Below are 19502 nucleotides of genomic sequence, written 5' to 3'. Positions count from 1 at the left end.
ACGCCGCGCCGAAATGCCTCACGCCGCGCCGAACGCCGTGAACGCCCAGCCCGTCGCCCGGTGCACCGCGTCGTCCGGCAGGGCGGTCCGCGCGTCGCGCAGCGCCTCGGCCAGGGACAGCCCGGCGCCCAGGCCCTTGTGCAGGGCGAGCATCAGCGGCACCACCGCCGCGTCGTTCACCGGCGCGCTCGCCGCCACCACGCCCGCCGTGCCCAGCGGCAGCAGCGCGGTGACCAGCCCGAGCAGCTCGTCCGCGCCGACCGAGGCGAAGCGGGCGGTGTCGCAGCAGGACAGGATCAGCCGGTACGGGCTGCGCGCGAGGCGCTCGAAGTCGTGCACGATGAGCGGGCCGTCGGACATCCGCAGCGCGGAGAACAGCGGGCTGTCGTTGCGGAACGTGCCGTGCGCGGCGATGTGCGCGAGCGCCGCCCCGTCCAGCTCCCGCAGCACCCGCGGCACGCGCGCGTGCTCCTCGTCCAGCACCGTCGGATCGCTGTAGTGCCCGGCCAGTTCGGGCACCTCCGCGCCGCCGCTCGCCAGCCCCGGCCCGCGCACCAGCACATGCCCGCCGCCCGGCGGCGGCTCGGTCTCCCGGGCGCGCAGCCAGCTGCTCGCCGACGGCGACACGCTCACCACCCGCTCCCGCAGCGACGGCAGCAGCGCCCACGGCACCCGGTGCAGCCGCCCGGGCGGTACGACGACCAGCGCGCCACTGCCCAGCTGCCCGGCGGCCTCCCCGAGGAGCAGCTCCTCCAGGCGCCGCCCGGCCGCCTCCACCAGCGGCAGCCGCGCCTCCGCGCCGGGGTGGGCGAGCCGCCGCAGCCCCGCCTGCACATGCTCCGCCTCGGCCTCCGCCTCCGCGAGCAGCCCCGCCGTGAACCGCCGTACCCGCCCCTGCCCGCACAGCAGGACGTGCACCCGGCCGTCCACCACGGCCAGTTCGACCAGCCGGGTCTCCCCGAGCCGGGCCAGCAGCCGGGCCGCGTCGAACCGGTCCCCGCCGCCGGGCGCGTCGCCCCGCAAGTGCAGGGTGCGGGCGCGGATCTCCCGCTCCAGGCGGCGCTGTTCGCGCTCCAGCGCCGGCACCGGACGGCCTTCGCTCCGCGCCTCCTCCGCACGCGCCGCGATCTCCCGGAAGGCGGTCAGGTCGCCCAGCAGCTCCGGATCGGCCGGCGGCCGGGTGGGCGGCGCGCTCAGCGCGGTCGCCCGCCAGCGCTCGCTCCACACCAGCAGCCGCCGCGGCCCCCCGTGCTCCAGGCTCGCCCGCTGCGCCAGCGCCGCCAGCTCCGCGCCCTGCGCGGTGGCCCGCGCCCGCAACTCGGAGGCGCCCAGCGTCATCCGGTGGTCGTCGAGGACGTCCAGGCCCCGCCGGCACGCCTCCAGCACCCCGCGGCTCGACCCCGCCGCCCGGGCCCGCAGCGCCTGCGCCGCCCACCCGGTGAGCCGGGCCAGCGGCGGCCCGCTGCGCCGGCTGCGGGCCGCCCGCGCCAGATGCCGCTCCGCGTCCGCCGTCCGGCCCAGGTCCAGCGCGATCCGCCCGGCCAGCAGCCACGCCTCCGGCGCGGCCGGCGCCCCGGAGGCGGCCAGCTTCCCCGCGACCGCCGCCGCGTCCGCGACCAGCCGCCCCGAGGCGCGCCCGGCGGCGTGCCGCGCCTCGATCAGCACCAGCCGCGCGTGCGTCTCCCACCAGGTGCGCCGCTGCGCCGCGAACAGCCGTACGGCGACGGCCGCGCGGGCGGTCGCGGTGTGCGGGTCGCCCGCCAGCCGGGCCGCCCGCGCCGCCGTCAGCAGCAGCTCCGCCTTGCGGGTGGACTGCCCGCCGATCCCGTCCAGCTCCCCGATCGCCGCGTCCGCCTCGGCCAGCGCCTCCGGCGCGAGCCCGGCCGCCATCAGCACCTCGCAGCGCCGGATGTCCAGCATGAAGGTCGGCGTCCCCAGCCGCGCGTAGCGCTGCTCCGCCTCGGCGAGCAGCCGCAGCGCCGCCGGGATGTCACCGGAGCGGAACGCGGCCAGCCCCCGGCTCTCCACCGCGTCGGCCTTGTCGTGCTCCTGGCCCGTGGTGTCCCACAGCGCCTCCGCCGCCGTGAAGTCGGCGTCGGCCCGGTCCACCGCGCCCAGCGCCAGATGCACGGTGGCGCGCAGGGTCAGCGCCCGCGCCGTCCAGATGACGTCGTTCTCCTGCCGCAGCACCGGGATCGCCCGGCGTACGTCCTCCAGTGCCTCCCGGTGATGCCCCAGCACCCACCAGGCGTACGCCCGCCGGAACAGCACCCGCGCCCGGGTGTGACCCGTCGTACGGACCACGCCCCGCTCGAACGCGGCCAGGCCCTGCCGGGTGCGCCCGGCGTGCACCAGTGCCACGCCGAGCGTGCCGAGCACATCGCCCTCCCGCTCGGCGGAGTCGGCACGCGCGGCGAGGTCCCGGGCCCGCCGCAGATGGTGCAGGGCGATCCGCAGATCGCCCCAGTCCCGCTGCCAGATGCCGATCACCTGATGGGCGACGGAGGCGTGCAGCGGCGGCGGACCGGCGGCGAGCAGCGCCTCCGCCCGCGCCAGCGCGTCGCCCGGGGCGGCGAACACCATCGGCAGCAGTTCGAGAACCGCGTCGTTGCCCGCTCTCACCCCACGGATGGTAGTGGCCCGTGCAACCGCGTCACACCGGGCGGGCTCTTGTATCAAACAGCCGCACCGCGGCTCTGACTGACGACCACCGCCTCTGTGGGAGGACACGCCATGGCACCCCAGCGATTCCACGAGCAGTTCGGCAAGATCCAGCGGGCGCTGCCCGGCGTCCCCCTGGCGATGGGACCGGACGACTCCGCCGAGTTCATCTACGAGAAGGGCGTCGTCCTCGCCCGGGACGGGGAGGAGGCCCGCCTCGTCGAGGACACCGTGCGCGGCCACTTCGACGCCACCGACGGACTCGTCGCCGACCATGTGCGGCGCGCGGGCCCGCGGACCAACCGCTCCGGCATCACCCGCATCCAGGTCGGCGACCCCGGTCACGGCGACCACCGCGCCGACCACGCCGTCGCCGGGGCGCTGCACGCGCTGCGCGAGGCGGAGGGGCGCACCGGGCGGCGCCTGGTCAGCCGCAACCACGTCGTGCACATCGCGGTCAACGCCTGCCCCGGCGACGAACCCGTGCCCGCGCCGCTCGCCTCGGGCGCCAACCCGGCGGTGGCCGAGGCGCCGTACGACCCGGAGACCGCCCCGGGCGTGCTCGTCATCGACAACGGGCTCGTCCACGACTACCGCGCCTACCCGCCGCTCGCCCGCACCCAGGGCGACCCGCAGCTCGCGGAGACCGACGAGAACGGCGTCCTCCACCAGTACGTCGGACACGGCACGTTCATCGCCGGGCTCGTCGCGGCCGTCGCCCCGCACACCGCCATCACCGTCCGCAACACCCTCAACGACGCCGGCGCGATCCTCGAATCAGACTTCGGCGAGGCGCTGTTCGACGCGGTCGACGACGCCGGCTGGCCCGACATCATCAGCCTGTCCGCCGGCACCTCCAACGGCCGCACCGACGGCCTCCTCGGCATCGACGCGTTCATGCGGGCACTGCGCGAGCAGCGCACCCTGCTCGTCGCCGCCGCCGGCAACAACGGCAGCGCCAACCCCTTCTGGCCCGCCGCCTACGCCGACCTGCCCGGCTTCGAGGACTCGGTGCTGTCCGTCGGCGCGCTGCGCGGCGACGGCGAGGCGGGCGCCTGCTTCTCCAACCACGGCCCCTGGGTGAAGGCCTGGGCCCCCGGCGAGCGCCTCACCAGCGCCCTCACCGGCTTCGAGACGCCCGTGCCGTACGTCTACCAGCACTCCACCTACGACGCCTGCCGGTACGGCTTCGCCTACTCCTGCACCTGCTGCTCCCCGCGCCACACCGGTCTGCTCAGCGAGGACGGACCGACGGGCAAGCCGGACCAGGTGATGTTCGAGGGGTTCGCCCAGTGGAGCGGCACCTCCTTCGCCACGCCCGTCGTCGCCGGCCTGATCGCCGCCCACATGAGTGCCCACAAGGAGACCGACCCCCGGGCGGCCCGGCGGCAACTCCTCGCCGCCACCACCGACTCCGCCGAGGTGCGGGGGGCGCGGGTGCCGGCGCTGCGGCCGCCCACCTGGCGTCCGGTGCCCGTCACCGCCCCGGCCGGCTCCGCGTGACGGGCGGGGCGCCCTGCTCCACGGCGTACGATGACAGGTCGTACACGAGGGGTGGGACAGCCGTGGACCGTGCAGATGTCGGCGCGCTCGTCCAGTCCGCCGTCGACGGCGACGGGGCGGCCTGGAAGGCACTGGTGGAGGGGCTGAGTCCGCTGGTGTGGTCCGTGGTGCGGGCCCACCGGCTCTCCGACGCCGACGCCCACGAGGTGTACCAGACCGTGTGGTTCCGCTTCGCCCAGCACCTGGGGCGCATCCAGGAACCGCAGAAGGCGGGCTCGTGGCTGGCCACCACCGCGCGGCACGAGTCCCTGAAAGTGATCAAGAGCCTGCGGCGGCTGACCCTGACCGACGATCCTCAGCTGCTGGACCGGGTGAGCGAGGACGGCACCCCGGAGCAGTCGCTGCTGGACGCGGAGGAGGCGGCGGCGGAGAGCGAACGCGTCCGGCGGCTGTGGCAGGAGTTCGAGGAACTCGGGGACCGCTGCCGCCAGTTGCTGCGGGTCCTGATCGCCTCGCCGCCGCCCAGCTACCAGGAGGTGTCCGCGGCCCTCGGCATCGCCGTCGGCAGCATCGGCCCGCTGCGCCAGCGCTGCCTGCGCCGGCTGCGGGCCCGACTCGACAAACGGGGAGCACTGTGAACGGCATGACCGACGAACACGACGACCACGACGAGCCGTGGGAGGGCAGCGCGGGCGACGACGCCCCCGACTGCGACCGGGTGGAGGAGGAGTTGCGCGGGGCGGCCGCGGTTCTGGACCCGGTCCCGGCCGAACTGCGCGAACTCGCCGTCGAGGCTTACGCGTTGCACGACCTCGACGCACGGATCGCCGAGCTGGCCTTCGACTCCCTCGTCGACGCCCTCCCGGTCAGGGGAGCCGTCGACGTGCCACGGATGCTGACCTTCCGCGCGGGGGAGCTGACCGTCGACGTGGAGGTGACCGAGGAGGGACTGCTCGGGCAGCTGCTGCCGCCGCGGCAGGCCCGGATCGAGGTGCTCAGCGGCCCGCAGGCCGGGGCGTCCCTCACCGCGGACGCGCTGGGCCGCTTCACCTCCGACGCGCCGCCCGCCGGCCCATTCGCGCTGCGGCTGCGCACCGGCGGCGAGGTGGTCGTCACGGAGTGGCTGCGGGCCTGACCGGAACCCCGGCTGACGCTCAGTCCCACCGGCACGGCAGGGCCTGCGGCCCCCGGATCATCGTCCTGCGCCGCCAGCGGACTTCCTCGGCGGGGACCGCGAGGCGCAGGCCCGCCAGCCGCCGCAGCAGCGTGTCGACGAGCAGCTCCGTCTGGAGCCGGGCCAGCACCGCGCCGGTGCAGAAGTGCGGCCCGTTGCCGAACGCCAGATGCGGGTTCGGCTCACGGTCGGGGTCGATGCGGTCCGGGTCCGGGAAGACGTCCGGGTCGCGGTTGGCGGCCAGGTAGGAGACGTACACCGGCTCGCCCTCGGCGATGCGGACGCCGTGCAGGTCGACGTCCTCCAGGGCGATACGGGCGGGGCCGACGCCGCTGCGGTGCGGGATGTGGCGCAGCAGCTCGTCCAGGAGCGGCACGCGCCGCTCGGCGTCCAGGGCCCGCTCCATCAGCTCGGGCCGGGTGAGGAGCAGGTACAGCAGCTGCCCGCAGATGTGGGTGACGGCCTCGCCGCCGGTCTGCAGTGGGCCCGCGAGGCCGACCGCCTCCTCCTCGCCGATCTCGCCGCGGGCCACGGCTGCACCCAGCAGGGAATACACGTCGTCGCCGGTACCGGCCGCGCGGGCGCGCACGGTGTCCCTGATCCAGCCGTCCAGGCCCCGCTCGGCGGCCTCGGCGCCGCCGGAGGTGGAGAGGATCTGCCGGGTCCAGGCGTGCACCTGCTCCCGGTCGGCGGCCGGCACCCCCATGACCTCGCTGACCACGGCGACCGGGAACGGCTCAAGGACCCGCTCGACGAGATCGGCGGGCGGCCCGTCCGCGACGACACCGTCGACGAGCGCGTCGAGCATCCGCCGGGCCCGGGGCCGCATCCGTTTCATCGCGGCGACCGTGAACGCGCCCGCGACCGGCTTGCGCAGCCGGTCGTGGTCGGGCGGGTCGGCCCAGGCGAGCGAACCGCGCCGGGGCTCGAAGTGCGGTGCCGTCCGCGTCACCTGACGTGTCGTCACCCCGGCCCGGCCGAACCTCGGGTCGTTGGTGATCAGGCGGACGTCCTCGTGCCGGGTGGCCAGCCACGCCCACCCCTCGCCGTACGGCAGCCGGATCCGCGTCAGCGGCCCCTCACGCATCAGCTCGGCGAGGACCGGGTCGAACACCGTCCCGTCCAGGTCGGGGACGGGCCAGTCGCGCACGGGCGGCGGCGCCTGGCCGGTGAACGTGGTGGTGGTCTCCTCGGTCATGCCCCCACCCTCACCGGCCCCGGCCCCGGCTGTCGCGCGGGAGTGCTCCAGGGGAGGGGCCGTGGCCCCGGGTCACAGCGGTACGGCGTCCACCAGCCGCGTCAGGGCCGCGGCGAGCCGGTCCAGGCCGGGGCCGGCCGGGCCGCCCGGCTCGGTCATGTAGGTGTCCCGGCGGATCTCCACCATCAGGGCGGTCACCCGCGGGTCGGTGCCGTAGAAGTCGAGCGGTACGTAGGTGCCGGCGAACGGGCTGTCCAGGCCGGTCTCCCCGCAGTCGGCGAACGCCTCCCGCGCCGCGGCGAGCAGCCCGGGCGGGGTGTGGAAGGGGTCCGTGCCCAGGCACACGGGCGGGCGCGGGCCCGTGCCGTGCAGCTCGTAGGGCAGCGCGCGGGCCGGATAGGAGTGCACGTCGATGATGACGGCCCGGCCGGTGGCCGCCAGCCGCTCCGCGACCGCCTCGGTCATCGCCCGCGCGTACGGCCGGAAGTAGCGGGCCAGCAGCGGCTCCGGGTCGAAGCCCGCCGGCCGCAGCGCCTCGCGGTGCGTGGTCCGTGTGTACACGGCTCCCATGCCGGCGGCAGCCATCTCCTCCCGCTCGTCCGGGAACCGCTCCGGGTCGACGACCAGCCGGGAGAGCCGGTTGACGAACCGCCACGGCGTCCGGCCGGCCGCGCCGGCGGCCCGCGCGGCGATCCCGGCGGTGTGGGCGTCGGTGATGTGGTCCAGCTCCCGCTCCAGCGCGGCGTCGTCGAGCACGATGTCCGCGCGTACCTCGGCCGGTATCTCCCGCGCGGAGTGCGGGACATGGAGCAGCACCGGGGAGTCGGCGGCGCCGGGCAGCAGCGCGGCGGAGGGGGCGGCGGTCGGCACGGGGCGGCTCCGGGGTGTCGAGGCGGCGTTGTCAGGGCGTGGTGGATGAGCACGGGGAGGAGCCGGCAGCCACCCGGGAGAGGTGACGGTCCGCCCTCGCGCGGAGACGGCTCCGCCCCGGCCGGGCGGTGCGCGGCCGGGGCGGAGAAGAGGCCTTTCGGTGGGGCCCTGCCTGTGTGGGTGTATTCAGGCGGGGCTACCGGTGGGGGCCTTCCGGGGTCAGCTCAGCGAGGCGAGGGCCTCGTTCCAGGTGGCCGACGGGCGCATGACCGCGGCGGCCTTGGCCGGGTCGGGCTGGTAGTAGCCGCCGATGTCGACCGGCTTGCCCTGGACGGCGTTCAGCTCGTCGACGATCTTCTGCTCGTTCGCGGCGAGCGTCTCCGCCAGCGGCTCGAAGGCCTTGGCCAGCTCGGCGTCGTCGCTCTGCCGGGCCAGCTCCTGCGCCCAGTACAGGGACAGGTAGAAGTGGCTGCCGCGGTTGTCGATGCCGCCGACGCGACGGGTCGGGGACTTGTCCTCGTTGAGGAAGGTCGCCGTGGCGCGGTCGAGGGTGTCGGCGAGGACCTTCGCGCGGGTGTTGCCGGTGGCCGTGGCGTAGTGCTCCAGCGACGGCACCAGGGCGAAGAACTCACCGAGGGAGTCCCAGCGCAGGTAGTTCTCCTTGACCAGCTGCTGGACGTGCTTCGGCGCGGAGCCGCCGGCGCCCGTCTCGAACAGGCCGCCGCCCGCCATCAGCGGGACGACCGACAGCATCTTGGCGCTGGTGCCCAGCTCCAGGATGGGGAACAGGTCGGTCAGGTAGTCACGCAGGACGTTGCCGGTGACGGAGATGGTGTTCTCGCCGCGGCGGATGCGCTCCACCGACAGCTTGGTCGCCTCGACCGGGTTGAGGATCCGGATGTCCAGGCCCTCGGTGTCGTGCTCCGGCAGGTACTGCCGGACCTTGGCGATCAGGTTGGCGTCGTGCGCGCGGGTCTCGTCCAGCCAGAACACGGCCGGGTCGCCGGTGGCGCGGGCGCGGGTGACGGCCAGCTTGACCCAGTCGCGGATCGGGGCGTCCTTGGTCTGGCAGGCGCGGAAGATGTCGCCCTCGGCGACCGGCTGCTCGATCAGGACGGCGCCGGACTGGTCGACCAGGCGGACCGTGCCCGCGGCCGGGATCTCGAAGGTCTTGTCGTGGGAGCCGTACTCCTCGGCCTTCTGCGCCATCAGGCCGACGTTCGGCACCGAGCCCATGGTGGCGGGGTCGTAGGCGCCGTTGACCCGGCAGTCGTCGATGACGGCCTGGTAGACGCCCGCGTAGGAGGAGTCCGGCAGGACCGCGAGGGTGTCGTGCTCCTGGCCGTCCGGGCCCCACATGTGGCCGGAGGTGCGGATCATGGCCGGCATGGAGGCGTCGACGATGACGTCGGACGGGACGTGCAGGTTGGTGATGCCCTTGTCGGAGTCGACCATGGCCAGCTCGGGGCCCTCGGCCAGCTCGGCCTCGAAGGACGCCTTGATCTCCTCGCCGAAGTGCGGCAGGGTCTCCAGGCCCTTGAGGATGCCGCCCAGACCGTCGTTCGGGGACAGGCCGGCACCGGCGAGGACCTCGCCGTACTTCGCGAACGTCTTCGGGAAGAACGCGCGCACCACGTGACCGAAGATGATCGGGTCGGAGACCTTCATCATCGTGGCCTTGAGGTGCACGGAGAACAGGACGCCCTCCTGCTTGGCGCGGGCGACCTGCGCGGCGAGGAACTCGCGCAGCTTCGCGACGCGCATCACGGAGGCGTCGACGACCTCACCGGCGAGGACGGGTACCGACTCGCGCAGCACGGTGGTGGTGCCGTCCTCGGCGACCAGCTCGATCCTCAGCGAGCCGTCCTGCTCGACGACGACGGACTTCTCGGTGGAGCGGAAATCGTTCTCGCCCATGGTCGCCACGTTGGTCTTGGACTCGGAGGTCCAGGCGCCCATGCGGTGCGGGTGGGTCTTGGCGTAGTTCTTCACCGAGGCGGGGGCGCGGCGGTCGGAGTTGCCCTCGCGCAGGACCGGGTTGACGGCGGAGCCCTTGACCTTGTCGTAGCGGGCCTTGATCTCCCGCTCCTCGTCGGTCTTGGGGTCGTCCGGGTAGTTCGGCAGCGCGTAGCCCTGGCCCTGCAGCTCGGCGATCGCGGCCTTCAGCTGCGGGATGGACGCCGAGATGTTCGGCAGCTTGATGATGTTGGCGGCGGGCGTCTTGGCCAGCTCGCCCAGCTCGCTCAGCGCGTCCGGGATGCGCTGGTCCTCGGTCAGGTACTCCGGGAAGACGGCGATGATGCGCCCGGCCAGCGAGATGTCGCGGGTCTCCACAGCGACACCCGCCTGCGAGGCGTACGCCTGGACCACCGGCAGGAAGGAATACGTCGCCAGGGCCGGGGCCTCGTCAGTGTGCGTATAGATGATGGTCGAGTCAGTCACCGGGTGCTCCGCTCCACGTCTGCAACATTGCTCGACATCAAGATATCTCGTGATCGGGCCGGGCTCGACAGGGGCCCGGCCACGATCCGGACCGGATCGAGCCGCCCCGGGTGCAACCGAACGGGCGGATCTTGCGGTCATGCAGGGTGATCGTCGTCTCATCCAGCGACGGCCGGACCTGACCACCCGGCCGCCCGAGCGAAAGCGGACCATGAGATATCGCACCCGAGTGACGGCCCCGATGGCCGCACTGACCGCCACGGCAGCCGCACTGACCCTGGCACCCCAGGCCCACGCCGCCCCCGCCCGCGCCACCGGGCAGGACGCCGGACCCGGCCCGGAGACCCTCGGCGACACCGTCTACCCGGACCTCGGCAACGATGGCTACCGCGTCGCCGCCTACCACCTCGACCTCGCCTACGACGCCACCACCCGGCTCGTCGACGCCGAGGCCACCCTCAGGATCCGCACCACCCGGGCGCTGACCCGGTTCTCCCTCGACGCCCTCGGCCTGGACATACGCGCGGTGCGCGTCGCGGGCCGCCCCGCCGCCTTCGAGCAGGCCGGGGAGAAGCTGCGGGTCACCCCCGCCCGTACGCTGCCCGGGAAGGCGAACGTCACCGTCTGCGTCGAGTACGGCGCCGACCCCCGCCGCACGCTGCCGCACACCGCCTGGGTGCCCACCCCCGACGGCTTCGCGGTGTGCCCGCAGCCGAACTCGGCGCACACCGTCTTCCCCTGCAACGACCACCCCTCGGACAAGGCGGACTTCACCTTCCGCCTCACCGTGCCCAGCGGTCTGCGGGCCGTCGCCAGCGGCCGACTCACCGGGACCGAGGTCCTGCCGGGCGACCGGACCGCCTACCGCTACCGGTCCGACTCGCCCATCGCCACCGAACTCGTGCAGATCACCGTCGGCGACTACGTGATCAAGGAACGGCAGGGCCCGCACGGGCTGCCGCTCAGGGACGTCGTCCCTGTGGCCCGCGCCGAGGCCCTGGAGCCCGCCCTCGCGCTCACCCCCGGCCTCGTCGCCTGGCTGGAGGCCCGGCTCGGCGCCTTCCCCTTCGAGACGTACGGGCTGCTGCCCTGCAACAACGACGACGCCGCCGCGTTCGACTTCACCGGCCTGGAGACGCAGACCCTCACCCTGTACAAGCCGAACTTCCTCCTCCAGGAGGAGAAGAAGATCGGCTCGCACATGATGCACGAGCTGGTCCACTCCTACTTCGGCAACAGCGTCAGCCCCGCCACCTGGGCCGACCTCTGGCTCAACGAGGGTCACGCCGACTACTACGGGCTGCTCTACCGCTACGAGCGCGGCTGGCCCGACTCCCTCGGCCTGACCACGCTCGAAGCGCGCATGAAGTACACCTACGCGCTCGGCGACCAGTGGCGGCAGACCTCCGGCCCGGTCGCGGCGCCGAACGCGGCGAACCTCTTCGACGCCCAGCGCTACGTGGGCGGCGTCCTCGTGCTGTACGCGCTGCGCCAGCGCATCGGGCAGAGCGCGTTCGACGCCGTCGAGCGCGCCTTCCTCGCCCGGTACCGCAACGCCGTCGCCTCCACCGAGGACTACATCGCCGTCGCCTGCGAGGTCTCCGGCGAGGACGTCTCCGGCTTCCTGCGGGAGTGGCTGTACGGCACGAAGACGCCGCGGATGCCCGGCCACCCCGACTGGACGGTGACGCCGGTCAGTCCGTCGTTCGCCGCCCCGCACAGCCGGCGGGACGGCGACCGGCACGACAACTCCGCCACGCTGTAACGGTCAGTCGAGGCGGGCGGCGGAGACGTCGCCCGCCTCCCCGGCGGCGCGCTGCTGCGGGATGGACAGGCCGCCCTGCCGCAGCGTGACGTCCCGGGCGGGCGCCGGGATGCGGATGCCCTCCTGCCGGAAACGGCGGTGCAGCCGCTTGATGAACTCGTGCTTGATCCGGTACTGGTCGCTGAACTCGCCGACCCCGAGGATCACCGTGAACCCGATCCGCGTGTCGCCGAACGTGTGGAAGCGCACCGCCGGCTCGTGGTCCGGCACCGCGCCGGTGATCTCGGTCATCACCTCGGCGACGACCTCCGTGGTCACGCGCTCCACGTGCTCCAGGTCGCTGTCGTAGGCCACCCCCACCTGCACGAGGATGGTCAACTGCTGCTCCGGGCGCATGAAGTTGGTCATGTTCGCCTTGGCCAGCTGCCCGTTCGGGATGACGATCAGGTTGTTCGACAGCGCCCGCACCGTGGTCTGCCGCCAGTTGATGTCCTCGACGTAGCCCTCCTCGCCGCTGCTCAGCCGGATGTAGTCACCCGGCTGGACCGTCTTCGAGGCGAGGATGTGGACGCCGGCGAACAGGTTCGCGAGCGTGTCCTGCAGCGCCAGCGCGACCGCCAGACCGCCCACGCCCAGGGCGGTGAGCAGCGGCGCTATGGAGATGCCCAGCGTCTGCAGCACCACCAGGAAGCCGATCGCCAGCACCAGCACCCGGGTGATGTTGACGAAGATGGTGGCCGAACCGGCGACACCCGAGCGGGACTGGGTGACACTGCGCACCAGCCCCGCGATCACCCGGGCCGCCGAGAACGTCACCACGACGATCAGCAGCACCGTCAGCGCCTGGTTGGTGTGCCGCTGCACGGTCCGGGTCAGCGGCAGCACCGCCGCCGCGGCCGCGGCACCGCCCGCGATCGCCGCCCACGGCACCACGCTCCGCAGCGCGTCCACGATGACGTCGTCGCCGCTCCACCGGGTGCGCTTGGCGTGCTTGGCCAGCCAGCGCAGCACCGCCCGCGACAGGAACGCCGCGAACAGGCCCGCCGCCAGGGCGATCCCGGCCAGGATCCAGTCGTCCAGGGTCAGCGCGCGGGTCACCGGCCACCTCCGGGAAGACGAACCGCGGCACGCGGGGCCGCCACCGGCCGGATGGGAATTCTCGTCACGTTGTCACCTGCTCGATGTCCGGGATGTGCGACCGCGCCGGATCCGACGAGGCGTCATGGAACGGCGCGCCGGCCCATCCTGCCGTATCCGGAACACCAGTTCGCAACGGGTGCCGACGGCAACCGGCCACGTCCGCACGGCGGACACGGGCCCGCCCCGCGGATGACGTCCGCGGGGCGGGCCCAGGAGCCGGTGTCCGGCTACTGCCGCGGCTCGCCCGGGCCCTGGTCCCCCCGGCCGAACTGGTCCTTCAGCCGGTCCTGGGCGGTGTCGACGTGGCCGCTGTACTTGCCCTGGGTGCGCTGGTCGATGTAGTCGCCGCCCTTGTCGACGGCCTTGCCGGCCTGGTCGGGGTGGCCCTTCAGCATCTGCTTGAGCTTGTCCATCATGCCCATGGGTGACTCCTTGCCGTTCACGGCGGGTGTACTGGCTGACCTCCCCAGCAAAGCCGCCGACCGGCCGAGGTTCCCGCCCGCGTACGCCGAACGGGTGAGCGCCCGGCACCCGTCCCAGCCGTACGGCGGCTCGGGTGGGCAGCCTGCCCCGGCCGTCCGCCGGTTCCGGGGCCGTACGCCGTTCAGGCCGGGCGCCCCCAGGACGCCACCGTGGACGCGGCGGCGGCATCGGCCGCCTCGGCCGCCGTACGGCCCTTCCCGGCCCCTTCCCGCGCGGAGCCGGCGCTCTGGGCCCGGCTGGGCAGCGCGGGGCGGTGGAAGACACGGGCCATGCGGCGGGCCCACGGCGGGTCGGTGCCCAGCAGGAAGCTGATCCGGTCGGCGAAGCGCGGCTCGGGCACCGGGATCTCCACGCCCGGGTGCCGCCGGTAGCCGTGGGCGACGGCCCGGGCGACGTAGTTCGTGACGGCGTCCGCGCGGTGCGGCAGACGCCGCCGGCCGGGCGCCGCGAGATGGCTGAGGATCCGCAGCACCGTCGGCAGGCTGGCGTCGAAGCGGAAACCGCTCAGCGACGGGCACACCCCGGCGACCGGGAACGTGTCGGCCTCCGCGGCCTCGTCCAAGCCCGTCTGGTCGTACCAGAACGCGGCCGCGTGCTCCTCCCCGCGGGCGTGGTGGTGCAGGGACAGGCAGTAGGCGGCGGGGGAGTGGCCGGCGCCGGCGGCGTACTGCCACCAGAACCGGGCCCCGTCGGCGACGCCGGCCAGGTGCAGCGCGCAGCCCAGCAGCCAGGCGGCGGGTGGTTCGGGCAGCTGGTCGGTGAGGAACTCCAGCGTGCCGGGGGCGACGGCGGTCACGACGACCTCGCAGAGCCGGTCGAGCTGCTCGGCGGCGGTGTCGTCACCGGCGGGCTCACCGGCCGGCGCGGTGGCCGGGTCGGCGGTGAGGTCGAAATAGGCGCAGTCTTCGTAGGCGACGGTGTCGGGGGGCACGTCGGGGCCGGGGTGGAGGCGGGCACGGGCGAGGAGGGCGTCGACGGAGGTCATGGCGGCTGGATTCACTCCCGGGGGCTGTGTGAGCTGAGGAGGCGTTCGAGGGTGGCGCGGGCGTGGTGGTCGACGGCGTGGGCGATGGCCGGGGTCAGGCCGAGCACGTCCGGGACGGCGTCCAGCGGCATGCCGCACAGGTAGCGCAGCACGGCCACGTCCAGCTGGTCGTGGGGCAGCCGGCCGATCGCGTCGAACAGGTCGACCAGCTCGCTGAGGACCACGACATGGCCGGGCACGCTGTCGTGCACCTCGGCGGTGGAGAAGACGGCGGCCCGCAGGTCGGGACCGCCGTCCTGACGCCGGTGGGCGCGGGCCATGACCCGCGAGCGCAGCAGCAGCCAGGCGTAGCGGCGGATGTCCGCGCTGGTGGCGGCCTCGCTCCAGCACAGCCACAGGATGTCGAAGGTCTCCCACACCGCCGCCCGGGCGCGCTCCTCGGTGAGCAGGAAGGCGCGCGCGTAGTCGGTGTAGGGCCGGGTCATCGCCTCGGTGAACGCCCGGTGCGCCAGCGGCGGACGCTCCGGCTGGAGGGCGACCTGCTCGATGCTGTGCCGGATCCAGGCGGGCTCCTTGCGCGCCTCCCGGGCCGCCGCGGTCCACAGCCGGAGCATCGGCCGGCCGGGCAGGCCCAGGGCGCGGATCACGCTGAAGGTGATCTCCCAGGCGGGGTAGTAGCCGTTGCCGCGCAGCAGCTCGCTTATCCGGGTCTTGGAGTAACCGGACCGGTCGACGAGGTCGTTGAGGGTCAGGCCGCTGGCGAACAGCAGACTGCGGACCGGTTCCAGCCACGCCCGGTGGGACAGGCCGGCGGTGTCGGAGATCGGGGCCGGCTTGCGGCCCCGGCGGCCGCCCGGCCCGAAGGTGTCCGGTGGCGGCGGCTGGTCGGCGTCGGGGGACCAGATCATCGGGGCGGCTCCTGTCCGCCGGCGGCGACGGGCCCCGCACCGGCCGGCGGCCGCCCGTCGGGGGCGGGGGTGCCGTCGGCCGGGCGGGAGCCGTCGGGTGCGGTCAGGGCCTGGACAATCTGCTGCACGAGCAGGCCCAGGGACGGGAGCAGCGCGGCGACGGCCGCGACCTGCCCCAGCACGGTCATCACCGTGCTCCACGTGAGGACCGTCGCCAGGACGGCGACGGTGAGCACCTTCTTACTTGTCATGTGCAACGTGTTTTCTGTGAGTCGCCACTCGAACGGGCCTTTCCGGCAGCGGTGCTGAAGCGCCGTCAGGAAGGCGGGCAGACAGCATGGCGCGGCGCTCGCCCGGAACGCCACGTGATCATGGGGTTACGGAACAATGCCCCCGGGGAGCCGGGGGCCGCCACACCTTTGAGGGGGAAATATCACGTCTGCGCCCGCTCCGGCCCGCGGCGTCGCATCATGAGGGACGAGGCGCCACTCGACGCCGCAACGGGAAGGCCGTGCGGTCCCCTGTGCTGAAGAACGACCCAAGAGGGGACCGCACGGCAGCGCGCGCTCGGACGTCACCACCGGCGCGCGAGCGGGCCCTCAGCCGAACGACCCGTGCCGCCCCGCCCCGTCCGCGAAGCGGGCGGCGCCCTCCAGGGCCTCCGGCAACACCCGGGCGCCGTACCGCAGTTCCTGCCGCAGCGCCTCCTCCTCGGACAGGCCCTCCTGGTCGAGGACCGAGGCCCGGTCCGAGCGCAGGCAGCCCTGCGGGAAGGCGGCGAGCGTCGCGGCCAGCTCCTCCGCGGCGGCCCGGGCGGTGCCCGGCGCCACCACCCGGTTGGCCAGCCCCATCTCCAGCGCCTCACGGGCCGGTACCGGCCGGCCGGTGAGGATCAGGTCCAGGGCGCGGCTCGTGCCGATCAGCCTCGGCAGCCGTACCGTGCCCCCGTCGATCAGCGGCACGCCCCAGCGGCGGCAGAAGACCCCGAACACGGCGTCCTCCTCGGCCACCCGCAGATCGCACCAGAGCGCCAGCTCCAGGCCGCCCGCCACGGCGTGCCCGGCGACGGCGGCGATCACCGGCTTGGACAGCCGCAGCCGCGTCGGCCCCATCGGCCCGTCGCCGTCCTCCGCGACCCGGTTGCCGTGCTCCCCGCCCATCGCCTTCAGGTCGGCACCCGCGCAGAACGTGCCGCCCTCACCCCACAGCACCGCCGCCCGCGCACTGTCGTCCGCCTCGAACTCCCGGAAGGCGGCGGCGAGTTCGGCGGCCGTGGGGCCGTCCACGGCGTTGCGGACCTCGGGCCGCGACAGCACCACGGTGGTGACGGGCCCCCGGCGTTCGACACGGACGGACATGACGGTCTCCCCTTCGCTGCGGCGACGCCCCGCACGTTACCGGCCGGTCGGCCACGCCCGGGTGAGATCGGCGGGCCCGCCCGGACCGGAGCGCCGGGCCCCGCTCACGTGAGATGCAGCCCGCCGTCCAGCACGATCACCTCGCCTGTCAGATACGCGCTGCCCACCACCGACGCCACCAGATCGGCCACGTCCTCGGGCCGCGCCGGGCGCCGCATCGGCGCACGCTCCCGCCACAGGTCGTGCGCCCCCGCCCAGTCCTTCGTCATCGGCGTGTCCACCAGGCCCGGCGCCACCGCGTTGACCCGAACGTCCGGCCCGAGTGCCGCCGCGAGCAGCAACGTCACGTGGTTCAGCGCCGCCTTGCTCGCCGCGTACGGCACGGACGACCCCTTCGGCCGTACCCCCGCGTGACTGGTGATGTTGACGATGCTGCCGCCCCCGGGTGCCGTGCGCAGCGCGGGCAGTGCCGCCGTGCACAGCACCCAGGGCGCGATCAGGTTGACCTCCAGCAGCCGCCGCCAGTCCGCCGGGGTGGCCGCTGCCAGGTCCGCGTGCGGGATCGGCCGGCTGATCCCGGCGTTGTTGACCAGCACGTCCAGCCGCCCGTACCGGTCGAGCGCGGCCTCCACCAGCCCCCGCGCCTCGTCCTCCACCTCCAGATCGGCCCGCAGATACGTGCCGCCCAGCTCCTCCGCCAGCGCCCGCCCGGCCGCCGCGCTGCGGCGCGAGTGCACCACGACCCGCATCCCGTCCGCCGCGAACCTGCGGGCCACGGCCTCCCCGATGCCCGAGGTGGATCCGGTGACGAGGGCGACCGGCCGGTCCGCTGTGTCCATGCTCATGACCGCCGATCCTGCCATGGCCACGAGGGCGGCCCCGGCTCAGTCCAGCAGCGCGACGACCTCCCGGAAGTCGTCGTACGCCTCGCCGTACTGACGGCCGGCGAGCAGGAACATGGCCCGGTCGGTCAGCGCACGGGCCAGCGCGTCCCGCCCCCGCCGCGGATCCGCCCGAGCGGCCAGGCGGCGGGCGAGCGCCACGCCCTCGGCGAAGAGCGGGCGGAGCGGCTTGAGGACGCTGTGGGTGCGGTGTTCGCGGTGGACCGCCGAGCGCACCGTCAACCGCCGCTGCCGTTCCAGCAGTTCGGGCAGGTGCGGGCCGTCCGGGTCGGCGTCGGCCGCCCGCCGCAGCGCCGCGACCTCCGCCTCCAGCGGCGCGATGCCGTCGACGTACGTCTGTCTCAGGTCGGGCGACCAGTCCGTGAAGTGCCTGCCGAACGCGGGCGCGGGGTACCCGGGCTCGGCCGCCCGGCCCGACAGCGCCAGCAGCGTGACCCACCAGGCCAGCATGTTGCCCCAGGTCCTGCGCTCCCCGGTCGCGTCCAGCTCGGTCAGCAGACCCAGCGCCCGCGCCCTCGCCGCGCGCGCTTCGGCCGGGCGTCCGGCCGCGTCGAGCATGCGGGAGTGGTGGACGAGGAGCCAGACCGGGACGGCGAGCGACGTACGACCGGACTCCAGTTCGGCGCAGCCGGCGGCCACGAGGTCCGCGAAGGCGTCCAGGGCCTCTCCCCGGCGTCCGGCGGCCTCCAGCTCGGCCACGTGGGCCAGGCCGTCCCAGAAGGCCGACCACGGGCTCTCCGCACGCGCCCGGGCGGCGAACCGCCCGAGCAGTTCGGCGGCCTCCCCGTGCCGTCCCTCCTCCGCCAGGACGACGGCCAGCCGCGCGGCCCCGTACTCCGGGCTCGTCACCTGCCCCCGGGCGAAACCGTCCCGCCCCACCTCGGCCATCTCCTCGCACACGGCCAGAGCCTCCGCGCGCCGGCCCGCCCGGAACAGCTCGAACTGCCAGGAGCGCAAGGTGTCGACGAGCACCTCGGTCCGGCGCGGATCGTCCGGGTCGATCCGCCGCGCGACGGCCACCGCCTCGGCGTTCAGCGCCAGCCGGGCCTCCGGCCGGTCCCGGAACTCCGGTTCGTACCCGTACGACACCAGCGCCTTGGCCAGCTTCGGCAAGTAGGACTCCGGACTGACCTCGGCCAGCACCCGGTAGGCCTCCACCTGCCGCGCGCGGCTCGGCGTGTCCGAGGCCAGCAGCGTCGCCCGTGCCCGCAGCACGGCATCCTGATCGATCTTCCCCACGTCACCCATGGCGGACGATTCTCCGAGCCGCGCACAGGCCCGGACAAGCTCCGCGAACTGTGTGATCGACCCTACGAAAAACGCCGTTGAGCTGCCATGATGGAGGCGATGTCACCCCATGCGCCGCACACGCCCCCCACCCCCGTCGCCCTCGTCACCGGCGCCAACCGCGGCATCGGCCGCGAGGTCGCCCGGCAGCTCGCCGGACTCGGCCACCACGTCCTGCTCGGCTCCCGCGATCCGCGCAAGGGCGAGCAGGCCGCCGCCGCGATCGACCCCGGCGGACAGCGGGTGCGGGCCGTGCAACTCGACGTCTCCGACGCGGCGAGCGTGACCGCCATGGCCGAGCGGATCGCCCGCGAGACCGGCCGCGTCGACGTGGTCGTGAACAACGCCGCCATCCTGTACGACAGCTGGGCCCGGGCCCGCACCGCCGACCTCGCCGAGGTCCAGCAGGCCCTGGACACCAACCTGTTCGGCGCCTGGCGGGTCACCCAGGCGCTGCTGCCGCTGCTGGAGCGCAGCCCGCACCCGCGGGTCGTCAACGTCAGCAGCGAGGCCGGCTCGCTCGCCTCGATGAGCGGCGGCACCCCCGCCTACAGCGTCTCCAAGGCCGCGCTCAACGCCCTGACCCGGCTGCTCGCCGGCGAACTGCGCGCACAGAGGGTGCTCGTCAACGCGGTCTGCCCGGGCTGGACCGACACCGACATGGGCGGCGGCGGCCGGCCCGTGGCCGAGGGCGCCGCCGGGGTGGTCTGGGCGGCGACCCTGCCGGACGACGGGCCGACCGGCGGCTTCTTCCGCGACGGCAAGCCGGTGCCGTGGTGACCCGGCGCCGGGCCCGGAAGGACAGCGGGCCTTCCTGACCCCGGCC

At 74.4% G+C, this 19502-nt stretch carries 17 protein-coding genes; 5 read left to right on the top strand and 12 right to left on the bottom strand.

Translation table 11 applies throughout. The features are described from left to right. Positions 1-18 precede the first annotated feature (18 nt). Positions 19-2583, bottom strand: coding sequence for a CHAT domain-containing protein (locus tag IE308_RS04435; RefSeq protein ID WP_190217364.1), 2565 nt, complete (start codon positions 2581-2583; stop codon positions 19-21). 150 nt (positions 2584-2733) lie between these two features. Here IE308_RS04435 and IE308_RS04430 point away from each other — a divergent pair, with 150 nt between their 5' ends. From IE308_RS04430 to IE308_RS04420, 3 genes are all read left to right on the top strand, one after another. Continuing rightward, positions 2734-4164, top strand: coding sequence for a S8/S53 family peptidase (locus tag IE308_RS04430; RefSeq protein WP_190216652.1), 1431 nt, complete (start codon positions 2734-2736; stop codon positions 4162-4164). Between the two features lie 62 nt (positions 4165-4226). After that, positions 4227-4802, top strand: a complete 576-nt coding sequence (locus tag IE308_RS04425) for an RNA polymerase sigma factor (protein ID WP_229908700.1) — start codon at positions 4227-4229, stop codon at positions 4800-4802. Between the two features lie 5 nt (positions 4803-4807). Then, on the top strand, positions 4808-5299 hold the full coding sequence (locus IE308_RS04420; protein ID WP_110637310.1) for a hypothetical protein: 492 nt from the start codon (positions 4808-4810) through the stop codon (positions 5297-5299). Between the two features lie 19 nt (positions 5300-5318). On the opposite strand, the gene IE308_RS04415 is transcribed toward IE308_RS04420, so the two are convergent. The 3 genes from IE308_RS04415 to IE308_RS04405 form a co-directional block, all read right to left on the bottom strand. Then, positions 5319-6536: a cytochrome P450 gene (locus IE308_RS04415; protein ID WP_190216651.1), complete on the bottom strand. Its 1218-nt coding sequence runs from the start codon at positions 6534-6536 to the stop codon at positions 5319-5321. A 72-nt stretch (positions 6537-6608) separates the two neighbouring features. Continuing rightward, entirely contained in the window at positions 6609-7406 is a 798-nt protein-coding gene (locus tag IE308_RS04410; RefSeq protein WP_190216650.1) for an N-formylglutamate amidohydrolase, read from the bottom strand. Between the two features lie 219 nt (positions 7407-7625). Beyond that, a complete protein-coding gene (locus tag IE308_RS04405) occupies positions 7626-9848 on the bottom strand; it encodes an NADP-dependent isocitrate dehydrogenase (protein WP_190216649.1) in 2223 nt (740 codons plus the stop codon). Between the two features lie 211 nt (positions 9849-10059). On the opposite strand from IE308_RS04405, the gene IE308_RS04400 reads away from it, so the two are divergent. Then, positions 10060-11613 (top strand): M1 family metallopeptidase, encoded by a 1554-nt coding sequence (locus IE308_RS04400; RefSeq protein WP_190216648.1) that lies wholly within the window; start codon positions 10060-10062, stop codon positions 11611-11613. Positions 11614-11616: 3 nt separating this feature from the next. Here the strand turns inward: IE308_RS04400 and IE308_RS04395 are convergent, their stop codons facing one another. From IE308_RS04395 to IE308_RS04360, 8 genes are all read right to left on the bottom strand, one after another. Next, positions 11617-12711 carry a mechanosensitive ion channel family protein gene (locus IE308_RS04395; protein ID WP_110633762.1) on the bottom strand — a complete coding sequence of 365 codons (1095 nt, stop codon included), beginning with the start codon at positions 12709-12711 and terminating at the stop codon, positions 11617-11619. Positions 12712-12980: 269 nt separating this feature from the next. Further along, positions 12981-13175: an antitoxin gene (locus tag IE308_RS04390; protein WP_110633767.1), complete on the bottom strand. Its 195-nt coding sequence runs from the start codon at positions 13173-13175 to the stop codon at positions 12981-12983. 182 nt (positions 13176-13357) lie between these two features. Further along, the gene (locus tag IE308_RS04385; protein WP_110633770.1) at positions 13358-14221 is read right to left on the bottom strand and encodes a hypothetical protein; all 864 of its coding nucleotides are present in this window, start codon (positions 14219-14221) and stop codon (positions 13358-13360) included. A gap of 11 nt (positions 14222-14232) precedes the next feature. Continuing rightward, positions 14233-15129: a sigma-70 family RNA polymerase sigma factor gene (locus tag IE308_RS04380; protein ID WP_110633774.1), complete on the bottom strand. Its 897-nt coding sequence runs from the start codon at positions 15127-15129 to the stop codon at positions 14233-14235. Continuing rightward, complete coding sequence (locus IE308_RS04375; protein ID WP_110633778.1) at positions 15126-15380, bottom strand: hypothetical protein; 255 nt, start codon at positions 15378-15380, stop codon at positions 15126-15128. Before IE308_RS04375 ends, IE308_RS04380 begins: the two co-directional genes overlap by 4 nt. 348 nt (positions 15381-15728) lie before the next feature. Continuing rightward, entirely contained in the window at positions 15729-16487 is a 759-nt protein-coding gene (locus IE308_RS04370; RefSeq protein ID WP_110633781.1) for a crotonase/enoyl-CoA hydratase family protein, read from the bottom strand. 104 nt (positions 16488-16591) lie between these two features. After that, positions 16592-17332 (bottom strand): SDR family NAD(P)-dependent oxidoreductase, encoded by a 741-nt coding sequence (locus IE308_RS04365; protein WP_190216647.1) that lies wholly within the window; start codon positions 17330-17332, stop codon positions 16592-16594. A 39-nt stretch (positions 17333-17371) separates the two neighbouring features. Further along, positions 17372-18637, bottom strand: a complete 1266-nt coding sequence (locus IE308_RS04360; protein WP_190216646.1) for a hypothetical protein — start codon at positions 18635-18637, stop codon at positions 17372-17374. A gap of 99 nt (positions 18638-18736) precedes the next feature. Here IE308_RS04360 and IE308_RS04355 point away from each other — a divergent pair, with 99 nt between their 5' ends. Continuing rightward, positions 18737-19456: an SDR family oxidoreductase gene (locus IE308_RS04355; RefSeq protein ID WP_190216645.1), complete on the top strand. Its 720-nt coding sequence runs from the start codon at positions 18737-18739 to the stop codon at positions 19454-19456. Positions 19457-19502: the final 46 nt, after the last annotated feature.

The sequence above is a fragment of the Streptomyces griseosporeus genome (assembly GCF_014656055.1).
In the GTDB taxonomy this organism is placed as follows: Bacteria; Actinomycetota; Actinomycetes; order Streptomycetales; family Streptomycetaceae; genus Streptomyces; species Streptomyces griseosporeus.
The sequence above is the reverse complement of the archived record's forward strand: the minus strand, read 5'-3'. Positions and strand labels throughout refer to the sequence as shown.

Excerpts from the sequence above, each read along its gene's own strand:
- IE308_RS04435 (WP_190217364.1), bottom strand. The coding sequence starts at position 2,583 with ATGGTGTTCGCCGCCCCGGGCGACGCGCTGGCGCGGGCGGAGGCGCTG.
- IE308_RS04430 (WP_190216652.1), top strand. The coding sequence starts at position 2,734 with ATGGCACCCCAGCGATTCCACGAGCAGTTCGGCAAGATCCAGCGGGCG.
- IE308_RS04420 (WP_110637310.1), top strand. The coding sequence starts at position 4,808 with ATGACCGACGAACACGACGACCACGACGAGCCGTGGGAGGGCAGCGCG.
- IE308_RS04415 (WP_190216651.1), bottom strand. The coding sequence starts at position 6,536 with ATGACCGAGGAGACCACCACCACGTTCACCGGCCAGGCGCCGCCGCCC.
- IE308_RS04400 (WP_190216648.1), top strand. The coding sequence starts at position 10,060 with ATGAGATATCGCACCCGAGTGACGGCCCCGATGGCCGCACTGACCGCC.
- IE308_RS04390 (WP_110633767.1), bottom strand. The coding sequence starts at position 13,175 with ATGGGCATGATGGACAAGCTCAAGCAGATGCTGAAGGGCCACCCCGAC.
- IE308_RS04385 (WP_110633770.1), bottom strand. The coding sequence starts at position 14,221 with ATGACCTCCGTCGACGCCCTCCTCGCCCGTGCCCGCCTCCACCCCGGC.
- IE308_RS04380 (WP_110633774.1), bottom strand. The coding sequence starts at position 15,129 with ATGATCTGGTCCCCCGACGCCGACCAGCCGCCGCCACCGGACACCTTC.
- IE308_RS04375 (WP_110633778.1), bottom strand. The coding sequence starts at position 15,380 with ATGACAAGTAAGAAGGTGCTCACCGTCGCCGTCCTGGCGACGGTCCTC.
- IE308_RS04370 (WP_110633781.1), bottom strand. The coding sequence starts at position 16,487 with ATGTCCGTCCGTGTCGAACGCCGGGGGCCCGTCACCACCGTGGTGCTG.
- IE308_RS04365 (WP_190216647.1), bottom strand. The coding sequence starts at position 17,332 with ATGAGCATGGACACAGCGGACCGGCCGGTCGCCCTCGTCACCGGATCC.
- IE308_RS04360 (WP_190216646.1), bottom strand. The coding sequence starts at position 18,637 with ATGGGTGACGTGGGGAAGATCGATCAGGATGCCGTGCTGCGGGCACGG.
- IE308_RS04355 (WP_190216645.1), top strand. The coding sequence starts at position 18,737 with ATGTCACCCCATGCGCCGCACACGCCCCCCACCCCCGTCGCCCTCGTC.